17 protein-coding genes are annotated in these 18,803 nt (G+C 38.4%); all 17 read left to right on the top strand.

What is annotated here, in order from left to right; genetic code table 11:
• Nucleotides 1–16: 16 nt before the first annotated feature.
• The 17 genes from NSQ61_RS06240 (at nucleotide 17) to NSQ61_RS06165 (ending at nucleotide 18,774) form a co-directional block, all read left to right on the top strand.
• Nucleotides 17–760, top strand: coding sequence for an amidohydrolase family protein (locus NSQ61_RS06240; RefSeq protein WP_327874041.1), 744 nt, complete (start codon nucleotides 17–19; stop codon nucleotides 758–760).
• A gap of 317 nt (nucleotides 761–1,077) precedes the next feature.
• Nucleotides 1,078–1,953 (top strand): ABC transporter ATP-binding protein, encoded by an 876-nt coding sequence (locus NSQ61_RS06235; RefSeq protein ID WP_063389488.1) that lies wholly within the window; start codon nucleotides 1,078–1,080, stop codon nucleotides 1,951–1,953.
• A 13-nt stretch (nucleotides 1,954–1,966) separates the two neighbouring features.
• Nucleotides 1,967–2,764 (top strand): ABC transporter permease subunit, encoded by a 798-nt coding sequence (locus NSQ61_RS06230; RefSeq protein WP_066250675.1) that lies wholly within the window; start codon nucleotides 1,967–1,969, stop codon nucleotides 2,762–2,764.
• Nucleotides 2,765–2,784: 20 nt separating this feature from the next.
• Complete coding sequence (locus NSQ61_RS06225; protein WP_339212680.1) at nucleotides 2,785–3,438, top strand: TetR/AcrR family transcriptional regulator; 654 nt, start codon at nucleotides 2,785–2,787, stop codon at nucleotides 3,436–3,438.
• A 728-nt stretch (nucleotides 3,439–4,166) separates the two neighbouring features.
• Nucleotides 4,167–5,126 carry a bile acid:sodium symporter family protein gene (locus tag NSQ61_RS06220; RefSeq protein WP_063389485.1) on the top strand — a complete coding sequence of 320 codons (960 nt, stop codon included), beginning with the start codon at nucleotides 4,167–4,169 and terminating at the stop codon, nucleotides 5,124–5,126.
• 312 nt (nucleotides 5,127–5,438) lie between these two features.
• Nucleotides 5,439–5,633 (top strand): hypothetical protein, encoded by a 195-nt coding sequence (locus NSQ61_RS06215; protein ID WP_340806359.1) that lies wholly within the window; start codon nucleotides 5,439–5,441, stop codon nucleotides 5,631–5,633.
• A gap of 1,192 nt (nucleotides 5,634–6,825) precedes the next feature.
• Nucleotides 6,826–7,380 carry a nuclease-related domain-containing protein gene (locus NSQ61_RS06210; protein ID WP_340806358.1) on the top strand — a complete coding sequence of 185 codons (555 nt, stop codon included), beginning with the start codon at nucleotides 6,826–6,828 and terminating at the stop codon, nucleotides 7,378–7,380.
• 77 nt (nucleotides 7,381–7,457) lie between these two features.
• Nucleotides 7,458–7,784: an IS66 family insertion sequence element accessory protein TnpA gene (gene tnpA, locus NSQ61_RS06205; RefSeq protein WP_327848417.1), complete on the top strand. Its 327-nt coding sequence runs from the start codon at nucleotides 7,458–7,460 to the stop codon at nucleotides 7,782–7,784.
• The gene (tnpB, locus tag NSQ61_RS06200; RefSeq protein WP_048622526.1) at nucleotides 7,778–8,134 is read left to right on the top strand and encodes an IS66 family insertion sequence element accessory protein TnpB; all 357 of its coding nucleotides are present in this window, start codon (nucleotides 7,778–7,780) and stop codon (nucleotides 8,132–8,134) included. The genes tnpA and tnpB overlap by 7 nt, the downstream gene beginning before the upstream one ends.
• A gap of 64 nt (nucleotides 8,135–8,198) precedes the next feature.
• On the top strand, nucleotides 8,199–9,776 hold the full coding sequence (gene tnpC / locus NSQ61_RS06195) for an IS66 family transposase (protein WP_445659444.1): 1,578 nt from the start codon (nucleotides 8,199–8,201) through the stop codon (nucleotides 9,774–9,776).
• Nucleotides 9,777–9,846: 70 nt separating this feature from the next.
• On the top strand, nucleotides 9,847–10,077 hold the full coding sequence (locus tag NSQ61_RS06190) for a topoisomerase DNA-binding C4 zinc finger domain-containing protein (RefSeq protein ID WP_340806357.1): 231 nt from the start codon (nucleotides 9,847–9,849) through the stop codon (nucleotides 10,075–10,077).
• A 723-nt stretch (nucleotides 10,078–10,800) separates the two neighbouring features.
• A complete protein-coding gene (locus NSQ61_RS06185; protein WP_063389482.1) occupies nucleotides 10,801–12,375 on the top strand; it encodes a Vga family ABC-F type ribosomal protection protein in 1,575 nt (524 codons plus the stop codon).
• Nucleotides 12,376–13,294: 919 nt separating this feature from the next.
• Nucleotides 13,295–14,215, top strand: coding sequence for a putative RNA methyltransferase (locus tag NSQ61_RS06180; RefSeq protein WP_340806356.1), 921 nt, complete (start codon nucleotides 13,295–13,297; stop codon nucleotides 14,213–14,215).
• Nucleotides 14,196–15,659, top strand: coding sequence for an Msr family ABC-F type ribosomal protection protein (locus NSQ61_RS06175; protein WP_340806355.1), 1,464 nt, complete (start codon nucleotides 14,196–14,198; stop codon nucleotides 15,657–15,659). The genes NSQ61_RS06180 and NSQ61_RS06175 overlap by 20 nt, the downstream gene beginning before the upstream one ends.
• A gap of 407 nt (nucleotides 15,660–16,066) precedes the next feature.
• Nucleotides 16,067–16,231, top strand: coding sequence for a DUF4083 family protein (locus NSQ61_RS20225; RefSeq protein ID WP_082829585.1), 165 nt, complete (start codon nucleotides 16,067–16,069; stop codon nucleotides 16,229–16,231).
• 656 nt (nucleotides 16,232–16,887) lie between these two features.
• Nucleotides 16,888–17,535: a TetR/AcrR family transcriptional regulator gene (locus NSQ61_RS06170; RefSeq protein ID WP_066250691.1), complete on the top strand. Its 648-nt coding sequence runs from the start codon at nucleotides 16,888–16,890 to the stop codon at nucleotides 17,533–17,535.
• A gap of 96 nt (nucleotides 17,536–17,631) precedes the next feature.
• The gene (locus tag NSQ61_RS06165) at nucleotides 17,632–18,774 is read left to right on the top strand and encodes an acyl-CoA dehydrogenase (RefSeq protein ID WP_340806354.1); all 1,143 of its coding nucleotides are present in this window, start codon (nucleotides 17,632–17,634) and stop codon (nucleotides 18,772–18,774) included.
• Nucleotides 18,775–18,803: the final 29 nt, after the last annotated feature.

Here is an 18,803-nt window from a genome sequence, read left to right as displayed (position 1 = left end):
TGAATGGGATAATCTGATGAAAATATTTGATGCGCATTTACATATTATTGATCCAAAGTTTCCATTATACGCAAATCAAGGCTTCTTGCCCGAGCCATTTACAACAGAGGATTATTTACAACATGTAAATACAGTTGATTTAGTAGGTGGAGCAATTGTTTCAGGCTCTTTTCAAAAGTTTGACCAAACATATTTGTTGGATGCATTACAAAAACTAGGAAAGAATTTTGTTGGTATAACACAGCTTCCATACGATACGTCCGACGAAGAAATTATTGAGCTAAATAAACACGGTGTCCGAGGACTGCGTTTTAATGTGAATCGCGGGGGCTCTGAGGACATTCGTCGATTAGATTATTTTGCTAAAAGAGTTTATGAGCTAGCTAATTGGCATACAGAATTGTATATTAATTCAAAAGAGCTGCCGGCTATCAAGCCAATTATCGCCCAACTTCCAGCAGTATCCATTGACCATTTAGGCTTGTCGAAGGAAGGATTTCCACATTTGCTTGCATTAGTTGAAATGGGTGTACGTGTAAAAGCAACAGGATTTGGACGAATTGATTTTGACCCGGTTGAAGCGATGAAAAATATCTATAAGGTGAATCCAGATGCCCTCATGTTTGGAACGGACCTGCCTTCTACAAGGGCAAAAAGACCATTCCGGTTTTCAGATATCGAATTAATCCAAGAGCATTTTGATGATAAAGCAGTTAAAAAAATCCTTTATCAAAATGCAATGGAATGGTATTGTAAATAAAGTAAAGTGGAATTAAGTGCGAAAAAGGGAAATATAAAGCGAAAGTTTTCAAAAAAATTAAGAAAAGTAAACATTTCACGCCTTTTTATTGCATATTTATATTTTATTCAAACAAAGCATATACGACAAAATGGGATGTCTATTTAGATGGCATCCTCTTTTTTTGTTTTGGAGAAAATGGATTATGTCATGTTCTTCGCATGGAACTGTTTTTAACCTGCAGTTTAAAAAAACACATTGACTATCCAGTCAATTTTAATATAATGGAGTTGACTGCTCAGTCAATCCGTACAAAGCCACCCAAAGGAGGCGTAAGGATGAAAATTATCGATGTTAAAAATTTGACCAAAACGTATAAGAAGAACAGGGGAATTGTGAACTTAACGTTTTCAGTTGAAGAAGGGGAAATTTTTGGATTTATCGGTCCGAATGGAGCAGGCAAGAGCACAACCATTCGAACGCTTTTAAATTTCCTCTATCCGACCAGCGGGAGCGCTACGATTTTCGGGAAAGATATCGTCAAACAGTCAAAAGAAATTAGGCAAAACGTGGGCTATTTGCCGTCTGAAGTTCATTTTTACGATGATATGAAAGTGATTGACTTATTAAAATACTCGGCAGGCTTTTACAAAAAATTTAACCAAAAAAGAATGAAAGAGCTGGCAGAAAGACTTGATCTCGATCTCCATAAAAAAATTGAGGATCTCTCATTTGGCAATCGGAAAAAGGTTGGGATTGTCCAAGCGCTTTTGCATGAGCCAAAACTTCTAATCTTGGATGAACCGACAGGCGGACTCGACCCGCTTATGCAAAACACTTTTTTTGAAATTCTTACAGAGGAAAGAGAGAAGGGAACAACGATTATTTTTTCCTCTCATATTCTTTCTGAAGTGCAAAAGATGTGCGATCGGGTTGCCATTATTAAGGAAGGGGAGCTTGTTAAAGTAGAAACGATTGAAAATCTCACGAAAAACAATTTGAAAAATATTACCATTACGTTTGAACAAACGAATGCAATTGACTTCGATCTGGAAGGAATAGTGAAAAAAGAAATAAACGGCAGCGAAATGATGCTGCTTTACAGCGGGGATATAAAGACGCTTCTAAATCAATTGAATACTATGCCGGTTCAAGATCTATTAATTGAAGAGCCGTCTCTCGAAGAAGTATTTATCCATTACTATGAGAAGTAAGGGAGGGATCTATATGATTTTTAAAAGAGAGTTGAAACGGAACTTAAAATCTTTGATTATTTGGAGCGTCGTACTCAGCGGTCTCATTTTATTGACGTTAAGTATTTATCCGCAGTTTGCTGAGCAGCAAAATGAAATGAACAAACTGCTTGAATCCTATCCGGAACCGATAAAAAAAGTGTTTGGAATGAATGAATTAAATCTTGGAGAGCTAATGGGTTTTTACGGAGTAGAAATATATATGATGACTACACTTTTAGGAAGCATCTACTCGGCCATTCTTGCATCCAATATACTGGCGAAGGAGGAAAATGAAAAGACGATTGAATTTTTGCTGTCAAAACCGGTCGGAAGAAGCCGAATCGTAACAGAAAAACTTTTGAGCGTTTTCGTAAATATATTGATCTTGAACGGAGTTTCAACGATAACAAGTATCATTGGATTTCAATTTGCAGATGACCCGGATGTACCGACAGACACATTTAGCTTACTAACCGTCGCAACCATTTTGCTTCATTTGACATTCGGTGCCATTGCGTTTATGTTGTCATCAATGTTGAAAAAAACAAGAAGCATCATGTCTGTCTCACTTGGGATTGTCTTAGCTGCCTATTTTATGAATGTGATGGCAGGGATTTCGGAAGACTTAGAAGTTCTAAAATATTTCAGCCCGTTTAAATATGTGGACGCCGCCCAAATTATTAATGATAATAAATTAGAGCCTCTTTATATGTTTATTATGGCTGCTGTCATTTTCATTAGTGTTATCACTTCATATATGGTATATAGAAAGAAGGATATTGCAGTTTAATGAAAATTGAGGTGTAAAAATTGTATTCAGCATTTGAAAAGCAGCCGCAGGAAAAGAAAGATTTGATTATCAAGGTGGCCATTGAGGAATTTGTAAAAAACGGTTATGAAAAAGCTTCTACAGATGTCATTACGAAGCGGGCGGGAATTTCTAAAGGAATTCTTTTTCATTATTTTAAGAGCAAGAAAAACTTATACCTTTATTTAGTCAATTATGTGAAAGATCTTCTAACGAAAGAAGTTATGGAAGCCATAAAACAAGTTAAAGCTGATGATTTCTTTGAAAGAATTAAAGAAATTGTCCTGATAAAACATAAAGTGACAGCGAAGTATCTGCTAGAAGCTCATTTTATTGCGGATGCTTTCGCCAATCCCCCTGTAGCAGTTAAGGAAATGAAAGAAATTATTAAGGAACACTACGAAACGTACCAGGACGATTTTATGCTGGAGTATGTTTATATTAAAGACTTAATCCAAACGGAAAAACTGAGAGATGATATTTCCGTTGATACCGTGATCAGAATGACGATGTTTATCTGTGAACAGCTGTCTAATAAGTACTTGACTCTATATAAAAATAAACAAATTGATATTGCTCATATTTTGGATTCTTCGATAAAGGAACTGAATGATTATCTTAAAATTGTGAAATATGGGATTTATAAGCCGGAATAAATGTTGCTCCATTTTCCCGCGGCGAGTAGCTGCGGGATTTTTGCATATTAGCAGCAGTTGAAATAGTTACTCCAAAACAAAGAAGATTTGATTAAACTTTTAACAAAAATTGATCTAAAAAAGCAAACTAAGAAAAATTTAAGGGCAGTTATATACAGAAAAGATCTGTCTGCCAGCGGATGGAATCACGTAGGCTAAACACTCCAATTGTAAAGCATAAAGCGCTATGCTCGTAAAATGTCATGAATATATAGCTAATCAGTGATAGATACGGTCCATAAAATCAGCCGTTATCAAGTAAACTTTATCGAATTCATCGTTGTTAATAAGAGTCATCATCCTTTTTCATTAATTATTGGGAGAGGAAAACGATGCAAACAAACGTTGACCAGTGTACCCGTGTATATACGACGATCTATCCAATATTAATTGCTATCAGTATCGGTCAATCGACATGAAGCCATGCAGTCGGTTGTTCCTGAGTGTTTTCGATGTTGAAAACATCAATGCGTTTATCGTATTCGCAAATTGGTTGGATCGCCTTTAATGAAATATAGTATTTTCATTTTGCACGCTGATCGTCGGTTTACTTGCAGATTGCTTTCCTTGACTGTAAAAAATAAAAAACGGGAGAGACTATAGTAACCTATTATTTTTATAGTTGAAACTTTTCGAATATTAAAAGTATAATAGCTGTTGTATTCATAAAATTGGAAGGGGAAGAAATAATGGGAATTCTTGTAAAACTAAGCAATTTTGTCAGCAATACTTTTGCAATTTGGGTATTAATATTCGCAGCATTAGCTTTTTTTGAGCCAAAAGCATTTACATGGGTCGCCCCATATATTGTGCCGCTGCTAGGTATCGTCATGTTTGGAATGGGATTGACCTTGTCAGCCAATGATTTTAAGGAAGTCTTCGCACGTCCGATAGATGTGCTGATTGGGGTAATCGCCCAATTTTTTATTATGCCGCTTTTGGCCTTTTTGCTCGCTACCTTATTGCCTGTTTCACCTGAAGTAGCGATCGGCATCATTCTTGTTGGCTGCTGTCCTGGCGGAACGGCTTCCAATGTCATGACGTATTTGGCAAAAGGTGATACGGCGCTTTCAGTCGCTGTTACGTCCGTGTCAACCTTGCTTGCTCCCATTTTAACACCGTCCTTAATTTTGCTGCTTGCAGGGAAATGGCTGTCCGTTTCAGCCGGTGCTCTGTTTTGGTCAATCGTGAAAGTTGTACTTATTCCTATTATTCTCGGACTGATTGTACAAATGTTGTTTAAAAAACAAGTAAAAGCAACCGTTCAAATTCTTCCGCTCGTTTCCGTTATCGCTATTGTGGCTATCGTGGCTGCTGTCGTCGCTCAAAACCAGCAGGCTATCGCAAAAAGCGGGCTTCTTATTTTCCTTATCGTCGTTGCTCATAATGGGCTTGGATTGCTGCTCGGCTACTGGTTTGCGAAGCTGCTTAAAATGTCAGAGCCGAAACAAAAAGCGATTTCGATTGAGGTCGGCATGCAAAATTCCGGACTTGGAGCTGCGCTGGCGACTGCTCATTTTTCGCCTCTTGCCGCTGTTCCAAGCGCAATTTTTAGCGTTTGGCATAACATCTCTGGACCGATTGTGGCGACCTATTTCCGTAAAAAAAGCGAAAAGAAGGAAAGCAATCAATCAACGATTACAACATAACATAGAAAAAAATATAAAGATTAGCAACACAGACCAAGGGCAAAGGTCTGTGCTGTTATTTTTGTAGTAAAAAGTGGTACTTGAGTTACTTTAAGGGCTAAATCTGTTGCTGTTGTTCCGTTAGGCAGCTCGCCAACAAGTCTTACTCCGATGACCGTGACAGAGCCAGAACTATGAGAGTTCGTACTAAAAACTGGCCAACTTCACTGTCCTTATCAGAATCTGTTTTAAAATATTGGATCCATGTGATCGTGTATAAGAAAAGTGAATCGATAAGGTTATGTGAAGATTTCTACAAATCATTGAAGAGGAATGAATAATTGGCAAAGTGTAATGGCATTCGTAGTTAGAATGGAAAAAATTTTTGATCAATTCAGCTGTGAAATTTTCCATAATCACGCACAGTTTGAAATATGGGCGCAGTTTTATAAGGTGGCGTTTTCAATTTGCCGAATCATTCCACATGATTGTTCCAAAACGGCGTTGGCGAATTACGGCAGTGTGTAAAAGTCAATCCATTAAGACAGAAGCAGGTAAGTTTCTGCTTTTTTTAGTTTTATGACAATATTCGACAGCATTTTTTGTGTCTATTATGTATATTTTGGACTAGAAAGAGTCAATAGAATGAGGGAGAAAAGTCCTACTTGATTTTAAGCTTTGAAATTCAAAATGCATTACTACAAATTTGAACGCATGAGAAAAGCTGGGAAAGCTAATGAAGAAACGTTTATAAACATTTAATCAGTAAATTTCTGGAGGGTGCAATTTAAAAATGTGCAGCTACAAAATTTTTTTCGAGCAGATCATTCAAAACTGTATTAGTAAATTGACTTATTATCTATTACATTAACGATCATCATGGATACAGTGTTCGTTTTCAAAAAAAAGGAGTGGGAAGTATTAAAAAAGATCTTTCATCGCTTAAGAAGGTTAACTTAAAATGATGAGAAAGCTTTTTGTTGCGATCACCGACGAATTACTAGTTGGCAAATTATAAGAATTAATGTTTCGGCTAAATGAATAAAGCTTGATTAGAGTATTATTTTTAACATTTGTCTTTTTGAGCTAAAACTAACATTATCATGAGTGTATTCGGCATTATCAGGACTTTTAGAAATAATTTTAGGTTTATATAAGTAAAAAAGCGTTAATAGGTAAGACGATACCCTTTATAAATGTTTTTTGGCATTGGGAATCGCTTCAAGGTAACTGATTAAATATTCATTCGTATTTAGTGATTAATTGTGACAAAGATTAAAAATATAAATTTCAATAGCTTGGGAGGTTAATATGGGAGATGTTCAATCAAAAACAGTCAATGCTTTTTGTCTTTTCCTTGTAACGATTCACTTGCTTATTCTCTATTCGTTCGTTTTTATGACAGACAAATTAGATACTAGGCTTGGGCAAATGGGTTCTCTGATTACATTAGTTTTAGGAATAGTCTTTTGTTATCAGTCCTTTAAAATTAAATCCCCGTTTAGATATATTTTGCTAATAACAACGGCTTTTGTATCAATTTTAGCAGTACTAGTATTGCTGATATTCTTAATTGCTTGTTTTTAAAAGAAGGATTATGCACTCCTTTATATTGTTTCAACAATTTATGCTGAAAAAAAACAATACGATAAGAATTGAAAGAAATCAATAAAGCAGTCTGCAACAGTATACAGTAGATGCAGCAAGGAAGGGGAATAGAATGAATACGAATCTTTTCTATACATTCCTTCTTTTATTCTTGTTTGCCTTGTTAGCAAGATGGTTCAAATCGAAAGAAGCGGAATGGCTTGGATCGCTTGGAGAATATAAAGTCCGAAAAGAAATAAATAAGATAGAAGAATCGTCTGAAAAATACAAATCTTTTCATGACTTGTATATTCCGAAACAAGATGGCTCCACTTCGCAAATAGATCATATTATTCTTTCTGATCATGGGTTGTATGTGATTGAAACCAAAAATTACAGCGGTTGGATTTTTGGTGATGAAACGTCAAAATATTGGACACAAGTCATTTACAAACGAAAAGAAAAATTTCTTAATCCAATTTTTCAAAATAAAGGTCATATCAAGGCGTTAAGAAACTGGCTTGGGGAGGAGTTTGCACATATACCAATTCACTCGGTCGTCGTGCTTCTGCCGCGGGCAAAGTTCAAATCAGAAATTCATTTTTCCAATGCATACGTTATTTATCCAAAACAGCTGAAACAAGTGCTTGAGCAGCATAGAACAAGCGAGATCGACGGAGAAACGTAAGCGTCAAATAAAACCCACATTCCGATCATAGGTCATCCGTGTGATAATCTTCTTAGAATGATTCGGGAGGTTTTGCCATGACCCTAAAAGAAAAAAGAATAGAATGGAAAGCACGATATGATGCCTGGAAAGAGAGTGGACAGAGTATAGCGGAGTGGTGCCGGGATCAAGGAATCAAAACTCACCAAATGTACTATTGGGTGAGGCAGTTCTCCCGCGGTGGCAGTTGCACTGAAACGCCTGTCCAGACGCAGTGGCTGGCTGTTCAGGTAGAAGAATCCTTGCCCTCTTCAGGTCAAGGTCCGATCTTTTTACACGTTGATGCGATCTCCGTTGAAGTACGGCCCGGTGCCAATCTGGATCTATTAACCGATGTGATTCGGGTGCTGCAACACCAATGTTGATGAATTCCCCGTTTGAACGTGTCTATCTGGCGCGTGGCAGTACGGATCTTCGCAAATCGATTGACGGACTGGCCGCTATTGTACAGGAATGCTTTGAACTCGATCCCTTCTCTCCGTGCTTATTCGTGTTTTGTAACCGGAAACGGGACAAGTTAAAGATTCTTCAATGGGAACATAACGGCTTCTGGCTTCATTATCGCCGTCTGGAAAAAGGGACGTTCCACTGGCCGTCGGAGAATGATACAGCGCCCATGTCTATCAGTTCACGCCAGCTGCGCTGGCTGCTGGACGGCTTGCCAATCGAACAAAAACAAGCGCATCAGGAAGTGAAGGCACGCATCCTTCTATAAAACAAATAAATAAAAAAAGAATTCGATACTAGGCAAGTTGGATTCTTTTCCGTATACTGGACATATGGAAAAATCAGCGCAGACTTCAAAAGGCACAATTGAATATTACAAAGCGCTCAACGAAAAGCTCCAAATGGAAAAGGAAGAGTTGGAAGCGAAATTAAAATGGTATGAGGAACAATTCCGCCTCAGCCAGCAACGCCGATTCGGAGCTTCCAGCGAGAAGACCCATCCGGACCAGCTCTCCCTTTTCAACGAAGCCGAGTCCACGGCTGATCCAGCTATGGAAGAGCCTACCGTTGAGACGATGACATATAGACGCAAGAAACAACACGGCCAACGCAAACGCATGCTTGAAAACCTGCCTACAGAGACGATCGAATACCGTTTGTCTGATGAGGAACAGGTCTGTTCGTGCTGTGGCGGTGCCATGCATGAAATGAGCACAGAAGTACGCAAGGAATTGAAAGTCATTCCTGCCCAAGTGAAAGTAGTCGAACATGTGCGTCATGTATATAGCTGCCGTCACTGTGAGCGTCATGAACTGAACACACCTATTGTGACAGCGAAGATGCCGGAACCTGTTTTCCCTGGAAGCCTAGCGTCTCCGTCGTCAATGGCTTATACCATGACACAAAAATACATAGAAGGTATGCCCCTGTATCGCCAGGAGAAACAACTGGAACGCTTTGGCGTGTCCATACCTCGGCAAACGCTGGCCAATTGGACAATTTATGGGGCTCAAACTTGGCTTAGCCTCATTTACGATGAGATGCATGAGCACCTCCTACAGAAGGATCGTCTGCATGCGGATGAGACAACCTTGCAGGTCCTGTCTGAACCGGACCGGCCAGCGACATCGACTTCCTACATATGGCTTTATCGTACCGGTCGCGGGGATACACCAATCGTCTTATACGATTACCAGCAAACCCGTGCAGGCAAGCACCCACGCCGTTTTTTGGACGGCTTCCGGGGATATTTGCATGTGGACGGGTATGCGGGTTATAACGTCCTCCCCGATGTGAAATTGGTCGGGTGCTGGGCCCATGCCCGCCGCAAATTCACAGAAGCCCTGCAGGCACTGCCTGAATCGGCGAGCACTTCCACCGTCAAAGCAAAGGAAGGTCTGGCCTATTGCAATAAACTTTTTGAAATTGAGCGCAAGCTTAAAGATGCAAGTCCAGAGGAGCGCTATCAAGCACGGCTGGAGCACAGCAAACCCGTGCTTGAGGCTTTTTTGTCATGGCTTAAAGAGCAAATGCCGCGCGTACTGCCAAAAAGCGCACTTGGCAAAGCGATCAAGTATTGTCGTAACCAATGGGAGCGGTTGGAGGCATTTTTAGAGGACGGCCGTTTGGAGATCGATAATAATCGCGGGGAACGGTCAATTAAACCTTTTGTGATCGGTCGCAAAAACTGGCTCTTCAGTAATACATCAAAAGGAGCAAGGTCTAGTGCGATCATCTATAGTGTTGTGGAGACAGCCAAGGAAAACGAGTTGGATCCATTCAACTACCTTAGCTATCTGTTTCAAGAGCTTCCCAATATAGATACGACAGATAAAACAAAATTAGCTGAATTCCTGCCATGGTCACCGACGCTTCCGCAGGAATGCTGTGTTCCTAAAAAATCTAAATAAAGCATACATGAAATCCCCATCTGAATACAGGTGGGGATTACTTTACGCTTACGGAGAAACAAAACAACAGTTGATTCGAAAATTAGAAACTGTCATTGCCAAGAACAAGCAGCAACAAAAAGAAATAAAAAAGCGGCATGTACAAACGATTCAAACAAATAGAAAGCAGGAGGATCGATATATTCAGCAAAACCGCTGTCCGAAATGCGGCAGCGCTCTAGTAATCAAAAATGGAAAATATGGAAAATTTAAATGCTGCAGCACCTATCCCAAATGCAGGTTTACACAAAAGATTCGCTAATTTTCTCTGTTGTAGAATAATTGTGGGAGCAATTGTACTCCCATGAAATATGAGTTAAATTCCAACTTCTGTGTGTGAACTCGTTTTATGGTTGGCTAACGAAACAATTTTTTGCAAGGAGCAAAAAAGTTACATGTTATTAACATAAGAACTACCATTTAATCATTTACTCTCGTAAAGCTGCCCTTGCTGCATCCATATATTCAATCCTCTGCAGGCGCGATCATAAATCTTTTGTTGTTCATCAAATGCAGTTGGGACGTTTTCTAATCCCAAAAATACCTTGATACGCGTAATATTTAATTTTGTCAGACTGTCGATGTGTAAACGTGACGAAACTCCTCGAATGCTATTTATGTATGAGTGGAATGTAAAAATTTGTTCCATTAACAAAAATGTTTTTTATTTACAATTAACATTTGACAATTCTTAGTAAATCGTTTATAGTAAATTTAAACTTAAGATCGGAAGGGTGAACTGACCTAATGAAGTACTAATCCTATTTATGAAAGGTTACAATTGAAGGCTATGTTTAGCAGACAATCTCTGCTGTGTTTGCAATGACTTCAATTGTCGTTTTTTCAGAATAGGATTGGTCTTCTATAGGTGGATCTAAAAGAATAGTTTCTTTTTGGTGTGCCCCTAAATATTTATGCCTCCTATTCTGAATGTATATAGGAGGCATTTTTTTGTCTCCTAAGTTAGTACAAAGGAGATGTTCATATGCTCTTATTAGAAGCTCATCATATAAAGCACTATGTACAGGATCGTTTATTACTAGATGTGGATCGATTGGAAATCCATCAAAAAGATCGAATTGGATTAGTTGGTCGAAATGGAAGCGGGAAAACGACGTTACTTCATATTTTAGCTAAAAAAATTTCTTCAGAGGAAGGGAGCGTTATTCAACATACTCAATGTGGACTTTTGCCGCAGTTTAAACGAACTGATACAACAAAAAGCGGTGGTGAAGTGACGCAAGAATATATTCAAAAAGCTTTTGTGAAAGATCCAGAGCTTTTACTTGCAGACGAACCAACGACAAATCTCGATACAGACCATATTGAATGGTTAGAAAAGAAACTGAAAGAGTGGCAGGGGGCATTTATCATTGTTTCACATGATCGCGAATTTTTGGATGCTCTTTGTACGACCATATGGGAAATCAATGAAGGAAAGATTAAGGAATATACAGGCAATTACAGCGATTATGTAGAACAAAAAGAAGTAGAGAGACGTCAAGAACAGTTAGCGTATGAAAAATACGAGAAAAAGAGAAAGCAGTTAGAAGAAGCATTAAAATTAAAAGAGAAAAAAGCGGAAAGAGCAACAAAGACTCCTAAAAAGGTAAGTAAATCAGAGGCGAAAATTACTGGAGCGAAGCCGTACTTTGCCAAAAAGCAAAAGAAGCTGCAAAAAACAGCGAAAGCCATTGAAACGAGATTAGAAAAACTTGAAAAGGTAGAAAAAGTGAAAGAACTCCCGCCGCTTAAGATGAACTTGCCGAATGCAGAAGCGTTTAAAAATCGAATTATCTTTCGTGTAGAGGATGTAACAGGCAGGATTAGCGAACGTGTACTTTGGAGCAATGCAAGCTTCCATGTACGCGGTGGTGATAAATTAGCGATTATCGGTCCAAATGGAAGTGGAAAAACGACGCTTGTAAAAAAGATCATCAACGAAGAGCCTGGCATTACACTTTCCCCGGCTGTGAAAATGGGTTACTTTAGCCAAAATTTAAATATTTTAGATGTGGAAAAATCTATTATTGAGAATGTCCAGTCTTCTTCTAAACAGAATGAAACACTTATTCGGACGGTTCTTGCGAGAATGCATTTCTTCAGAGATGATGTCTATAAGCCTGTAGAGGTTTTGAGCGGCGGTGAGCGGGTAAAAGTTGCACTGGCAAAACTATTTTTAAGTGATATCAATACGTTAATTTTAGATGAACCGACGAATTTTCTTGATACGGAATCTGTTGAAGCATTAGAGTCTCTTCTAAAAGAGTATGAAGGAAGCGTGATCTTCGTCTCCCACGATCGCCGATTCATTGAAAATATCGCTACACGAATTTTGGCAATACGTAATCAAAAGATTGTACTTTTTGACGGAACCTATCAGCAATATAAACATGCTCAACTGCAAAAAAATCGAGACACTGCAAAAGAAAAACGTCTCTTACTCGAAACAAAAATATCAGAAGTACTAAGTCGCTTAAGTATCGAACCATCTAAAGAATTAGAAATGGAATTTCAAAAACTTTTACGAGAAAAAAGGGAATTGGACAAGTTTGAATAATTGCGAAGAATTCTTTTTTGAACCAAGGTAATTTCGATGTATAGCTTTTATTTAAAGAGCAATACCAATATCGTCTTGGACAGTTGAGCAAAAAATACAGAAAAGATTTTACAGGAAGTGATGAAACTGCTTGGATCACGATCATTTAAAGCTTATAAAATGATCACGTGTATGTGTTAAGCACAAAATGCTGTCACAAACTTCAGGTATTATTGTTTTCTAAAGGGATCAGGATGGTGGGAGAATCAGCAAGTTAAAAGGAGATTAATGGACAGCTTCTTCAAGAAAATGTTGTATAAAAGCGGAATAATTGCTAGTTTTCTTTGACTTTTTCAGATAAGATCTCTATAATAATCGGTGTACTGAAAATTTAAAGGAGGATTATTAAAAAGTGTATTCTGTCAGATTGCGTTTCCCAGCTTTGAACTAAGTAATTAAATACGTTCAAAGGCTCTGCTTGTGAATGCAGAGTAATGGGAGCAGTCTGTCCTTTTTTAATAATCTTCATTTCATATAGAAAATATGTAATATGAAGACAGACGGGTCTCGTCTGTCTTTTTTATATATGTATAATTATCAATTATCCTTCTTTTATTTAGCAAAAGGAAGGTTTATCCCGCTTTAACGGGCAATAAGTCCCCGCTTCAAGACTAAATATAATAAGTCTAAGTGGGGAATAACTGCCCGTAAAAGCCCGATTGGTTTAGCTAACCATCAGTGGGGATGAAGGCCGATTAAAAACGCAGCGTCATCATTTCTTCATCGGCACTAGCACATGTCGCCCACTGATGGAAGTTTCACTTTATTTGGTGACGGCTTCAAATAGCCCCGTAATTTAAATAAGGATGGGTCTTCTTCCCTTTACTCTGAATCACAGGCAGATCGCCTGTGTTTTTTTATTTGGAAAGGGAGAGATCACATGACCAAAAAAATCAAAAGTGCAGAACTTGTTAGTGAATTTGTAGCGGTATTCAGATGTCCACTCTGTAAAAGTTCGATGAGGGTTGTTGATTTGAAAAGCCTAATATGCTCTAAAAATCATACTTTTGATTTCACTAAACAAGGATATGTAAACTTGATGACTCGTTCCTCTACTAGTCATTACAAGAAGGAATTGTTTGAAGCAAGACGCAAAATCATTATGGAAAGCGACTTATACACATTCGTGCATGAAGCGATTGCAAGGTCGATAAAGGAGTATATGGACGTTTCTTTTAAACCTTTAATGGTTGCAGATGTAGGGTGCGGAGAGGGCTCCCATTTACAAAGGATTTTGGACGAATGTAAGGTTTCGGCAATGACTGGGATTGGTCTTGATATTTCAAAGGAAGGCATTGCCATGGCTGCGAAGAGATACGAAAACCAAATTTGGTTAGTAGGTGACTTGGCAACATCACCGCTTGCGGATCAATCGTTTCATGTAATTCTAAATATCTTATCTCCTGCCAATTACAAAGAATTCAAGAGGATATTAGTTGAAGATGGACTTGTCATTAAAGTTATTCCTCGTCCTCATTATTTGAAAGAGCTGAGAGATGAACTATTTGATCACAACGAAAAAAAGGTCTATAAAAATGATCAAACAGTGTCGCTTTTCAAAAAACATCTCCATCTACTGGATGTGCAGCATTTATGTTACACAAAGAACCTTAATAAAGCTGATCTTAAACACTTGGTGCAAATGACCCCGCTAGCATGGTCTGCGGATAAAGGGCGTATTGATGCGTTTATAAATCGGGATTCGGCTGAGATCATGGTGGATTTGGAAATTTTAGTAGGCGTAAAGAAAACATTTGCAACAAGAATGGGGGCTGCGAATCATGGAAAAAGTATTGATTGAGTTAAATAATATTGAAGTTTCATTTTCCGGCCAACTTGTATTAAATATTCCTCGACTGGCCGTACACCAATTTGATCGTATCGGGATTGTCGGAAAAAACGGGGCCGGAAAGAGTACGTTGTTGAAGCTTTTGGCAGGCCAAATTACGCCTGATAAAGGTCAAGTACATCGCTTTGCCGATTTTGCTTATTTTGATCAGCTGTCAAGACCGGTTCAACGTGAAATCGATTATAAATTGCTAGGAAGGTTGTCAATCCCGCAAACAGAAGTGAAAAATTTAAGCGGCGGAGAACAAACTCGTTTGAAATTAGCGGAAATTTTCTCCACCTATCATGAAGGTTTATTAATAGACGAGCCGACAACACACTTAGATGAGGACGGTGTGCAGTTTTTCATTGATGAGCTAAGTTATTACTATGGCGCGCTTGTTCTTGTAAGCCATGATCGCCATGTGCTGGATGAACTCGTTACAAAAATTTGGGAGGTAGAAGACGGGCGTGTAACGGAATATACGGGGAATTATTCAGACTACGCAGAACAAAAAAAGCTCGCTCTTAATAGACAGCTTAAAGAGTACGAAAAATACGTGAAAGAAAAAACGCGTCTTTTAAAAGCAGCTGAGGAGAAAATGAAAAAGGCTGAAAAAATTACTCAGCCAAATAAACGTATGTCAAAAAAGGAAACAAAAGCAAAGGCAAATAAAATGTTTATGACGAAATCAAAGGATACAAGCCAAAAGGCGATTCAACGTGCAGCAAAAGCGATTGAGCAGCGTGCGGAGCAACTCGAAGCAGTAGAGGCGCCAAAAAAGGAACAAACCCTTTATTTTCCTCAGCCAGCTGCTCTCAAGCTGCACAATAAGTTTCCCATTATGGCGGATCGATTGACGCTTAAGGCAGGAAATAAAATTCTGCTTAAAGAAGCCAGTTTCCAATTCCCATTAGGGAGCACGGTCGCTATCACGGGAAAAAATGGTTCAGGGAAAACAACACTCCTTCGTCATATCATCCAGCAAGGGGAAGGAATTATTCTTTCTCCGAAAGCTGTCATCGGATCATATAAACAAATGGGCTATCAATTTGAAAAGAACGAAACAGTAGTTTCATTTATGAAAGAACGAAGCGACTATCATGAAAGTAAGATTCGTGCAGTTCTGCACGCAATGAATTTTACAGGAAATGATTTAGAAAAGAACGTCCGCAATTTAAGCGGTGGCGAAGCTATCCGTCTAGTTTTGTGTCAACTATTTTTAGGAAGATACAATATACTGATTTTAGATGAACCGACCAATTTTTTGGATGTTTTTTGTATTGAAGCGTTAGAGCGTTTTTTAAAAGGATATGAAGGAACTGTTATCCTCGTATCGCATGATGGCATGTTTATTGATCGTGTCGCAGATCATATATATGTCATGGAAAACCAACAATTGAAGCTAAGAAACTGAAGCAGGGAAGACGTTCCTGCTTCTTTTTTATAAGAATCCTTTTTAGGCGGGTGATTTTTTAATAAGAAATTGTATAGTGTGAACGCTTATTTTTTAAAAATAGAACTATGTGCTAAATGAACATTGAAATAAAATAATGAAAATAATTAAACAAGAAGGTAAAGGAAAAATGGAAGTTTAAGGAGAAGAAAAAGGATTAAAAACAGAGAATTCTTTAAAGGGCATCAAACAGAAGCATAATGGATGCTTTTCACTCTAGAGCAAACAATCAAAATAAATTTGCTATTTACTGATTGTTAAAGTTTTTAATAAAAATGTTATGTTAACTGTATGGTGAGTCGGGATACAACCAAAGATTCCAGCCCTTTGTTTCTTTGTGATACAGTTAGAAAAAAGAGGATGGGTGATTGGGAATCATTCATTTTTCCATTGGTCATGTTTGCTTTTCTTATTGCTTTTGCACGTGCAGTGTTCTTTGTAGTCAAATCATTAGTCATGAGAAAAGTTCAGCACAAATTGATAAGAAGCTGGATAGAATCATTGAACTGTTAGAGAAACAAAGCAAAGGATAACCTATTCTTTTAGACGGTTTAAGGAGGTCGTTTTACAACATAGAATAGACAAAAACTAACCTAAAAACATTGTGTCTGAGGGGGAACGATTGCCTTCAGGGAGATTTCAAGAAGTACCTATTTATCCAACGGCACTCAAATGTTGCCGATCCTGCGGCACGAACATTGTATCTGTACCAATGGATGAAGATGGAATGAGAATTTATGAAACATGCGAACTTAGATTAATACATACTATTCCGGAATTTTTTTAAGTCAGGAAAGAAAAAAACAACTATTAACTCTTGTGCGAAGATATCAAACGATTGTTTTATAAGAGAGAAAAACAAACAAATCAAAGCAATATCTGTGTCTTCATGATCAGTTCCTTAACTACAACACTCATCTGGCAGCCCGATGTATCATGCCTTGATAGCGATGGTTAGATTTAAAAAATCCTAAACGGTACTGCACAAGCAAACTAAGGAGTTCAGTAAACGCTTTTGAATAAAAAATCCTTCTGTACAAAAAAGAAAATACCCACAAAATTTTGACTCAATCTTATTAAACGAGGATTGACATTTGGGGCATTTATTACGTATTTTATAGATAACAGCTATAAAATATTTAACTTTTCTGAAAATTATGTTAATATAAGCTGATGAAGGAGATTTTCTATGGCAAATAAAACTTTAAAAGAAAGAATTATCGATACGGCTCTGCATCTTTTTGAACAATACGGCTATCATGGGGTTACTGTCGATCGGATTGTCACAGAAATCAACGCATCAAAAGGCGGCTTTTATCATAATTTTAAATCAAAAGATGAACTTCTTTATCACATTCACGACGTGTTTATCACCTATGTGCTCAACAAGGCACAGGCGGCCTATGAAAACTACAAAACCCCAACAGAGCGTTTATGTGCTATTATTCAATCATTTGTAAAAGTATTTCATTTATATAAGCCGCATATAACGGTGTTTTATCAAGAAAGCAATTATTTAAAGCCGGAGTATGCACAAAAAATTAATGAAAAACGTGATGAGTTTAAGCATGTGATTTTTCGGGTCATTCGCGAAGGAATTGACGCAGGCGAGTTTCGCCCAGAGCTTTCAGTGGAAATTACAGGAATGACGATTATTGGCATGGTGAACTGGACGTATAAATGGTATAAGCCGGAAGGGCCGATGACAATCGAGCAAATTGCCGACTATTTTATTGATTTTATTTTGCATTCTGTCCTTACAGAAAAGGCTAAGCAAAAGGCGGAAAATATCATTTATTTCATCAAAAGCAAGCAGGCTTCGCTTCAATCATTTTAAAATTTAAAAAATGATTTTTAGTTAACGTAAATTTTTCATGAAAAACAAACCGACTAGTCGGTTTTATAATAATATGTTAGAAATGGGGGAGAGAGCATGAATTTTGAACTTACAAAAGAGCAACAGATGATTAAAGAAATGGTAAGGGAGTTTGCTGAGAAGGAAATTGCACCAAACGCAGCGAAATGGGATGAAGAAGCCTATTTTTCCATCGAAATATTCAAAAAGATGGGAGAGCTAGGGCTATTGGGAATCCCGTTCCCAGAAGAATATGGCGGAGCTGGTGGCGATACGATTTCATATGCTGTTGCTGTAGAGGAAATTGGCCGCGCCTGTGGAGGAACAGGTCTTAGCTATGCTGCTGCTGTCTCATTAGGTGCAAGCCCTATTTACTATTTTGGTACAGAAGAGCAAAAGCAAAAGTGGCTTGTTCCGATGGCAAAAGGAGAGGCGTTGGGAGCGTTTGGGTTAACTGAACCGAATGCCGGTTCAGATGCTGGCGGAACCCGAACGAGAGCGGTGCTTGACGGAGATGAATATGTGATTAATGGAGAAAAATGCTGGATTACGAATGCAGGACATGCAAGACAAGTGATTGTCACCGCAGTGACCGGAAAGGATGACAAGGATAAAAACATCATCTCTGCTTTCATTGTTCCAACAGACGCTCCGGGATTTACGATTCAATGCAATTACGACAAAATGGGTGTCCGTGCCTCGAATACGTGCGAGCTTGTGCTTGAAAATGTACGCGTGCCGAAAGAGAACATATTAGGGGATCCGGCAAAGGGATTTAAGCAATTTTTATATACTCTAGATGGCGGTCGCATTTCGATTGCTGCTCTTGCCGTTGGCATCGCTCAAGCCGCGTTTGAGAAAGCGCTTCAATATGCGAAGGAACGGAAACAATTTGGTCAATCCATTTCTAAATTCCAAGCGATTCAATTTAAGCTTGCCGATATGGCGATGGAAATCGAATTAGCCCGCAGCATGGTGTATAAAGCGGCCTGGCTAAAAGATCAAGGGAAACCGTTTACAAAAGAAGCCTCTTTCGCTAAACTGTTCGCTTCTGAAGCTGGCTTCCGCATATGTAATCAGGCAATTCAAATTCATGGAGGATACGGGTATATGAAAGAATATGGGGTCGAGCGCCATTTGCGCGATATTAAGCTCATGGAAATTGGTGAAGGCACATCAGAAATTCAGCGGCTCGTTATTGCCCGTCAGCTTGGATGTTAAAGGACAGAAAAATGGAGAGGATGAAAATT

It is taken from the genome of Aeribacillus sp. FSL K6-1121 (genome assembly GCF_038003725.1).
In the GTDB taxonomy this organism is placed as follows: Bacteria; Bacillota; Bacilli; order Bacillales; family Aeribacillaceae; genus Aeribacillus; species Aeribacillus composti.
Note: the sequence above shows the minus strand (reverse complement) of the source record. Positions and strands in the feature narration are given on the sequence as shown.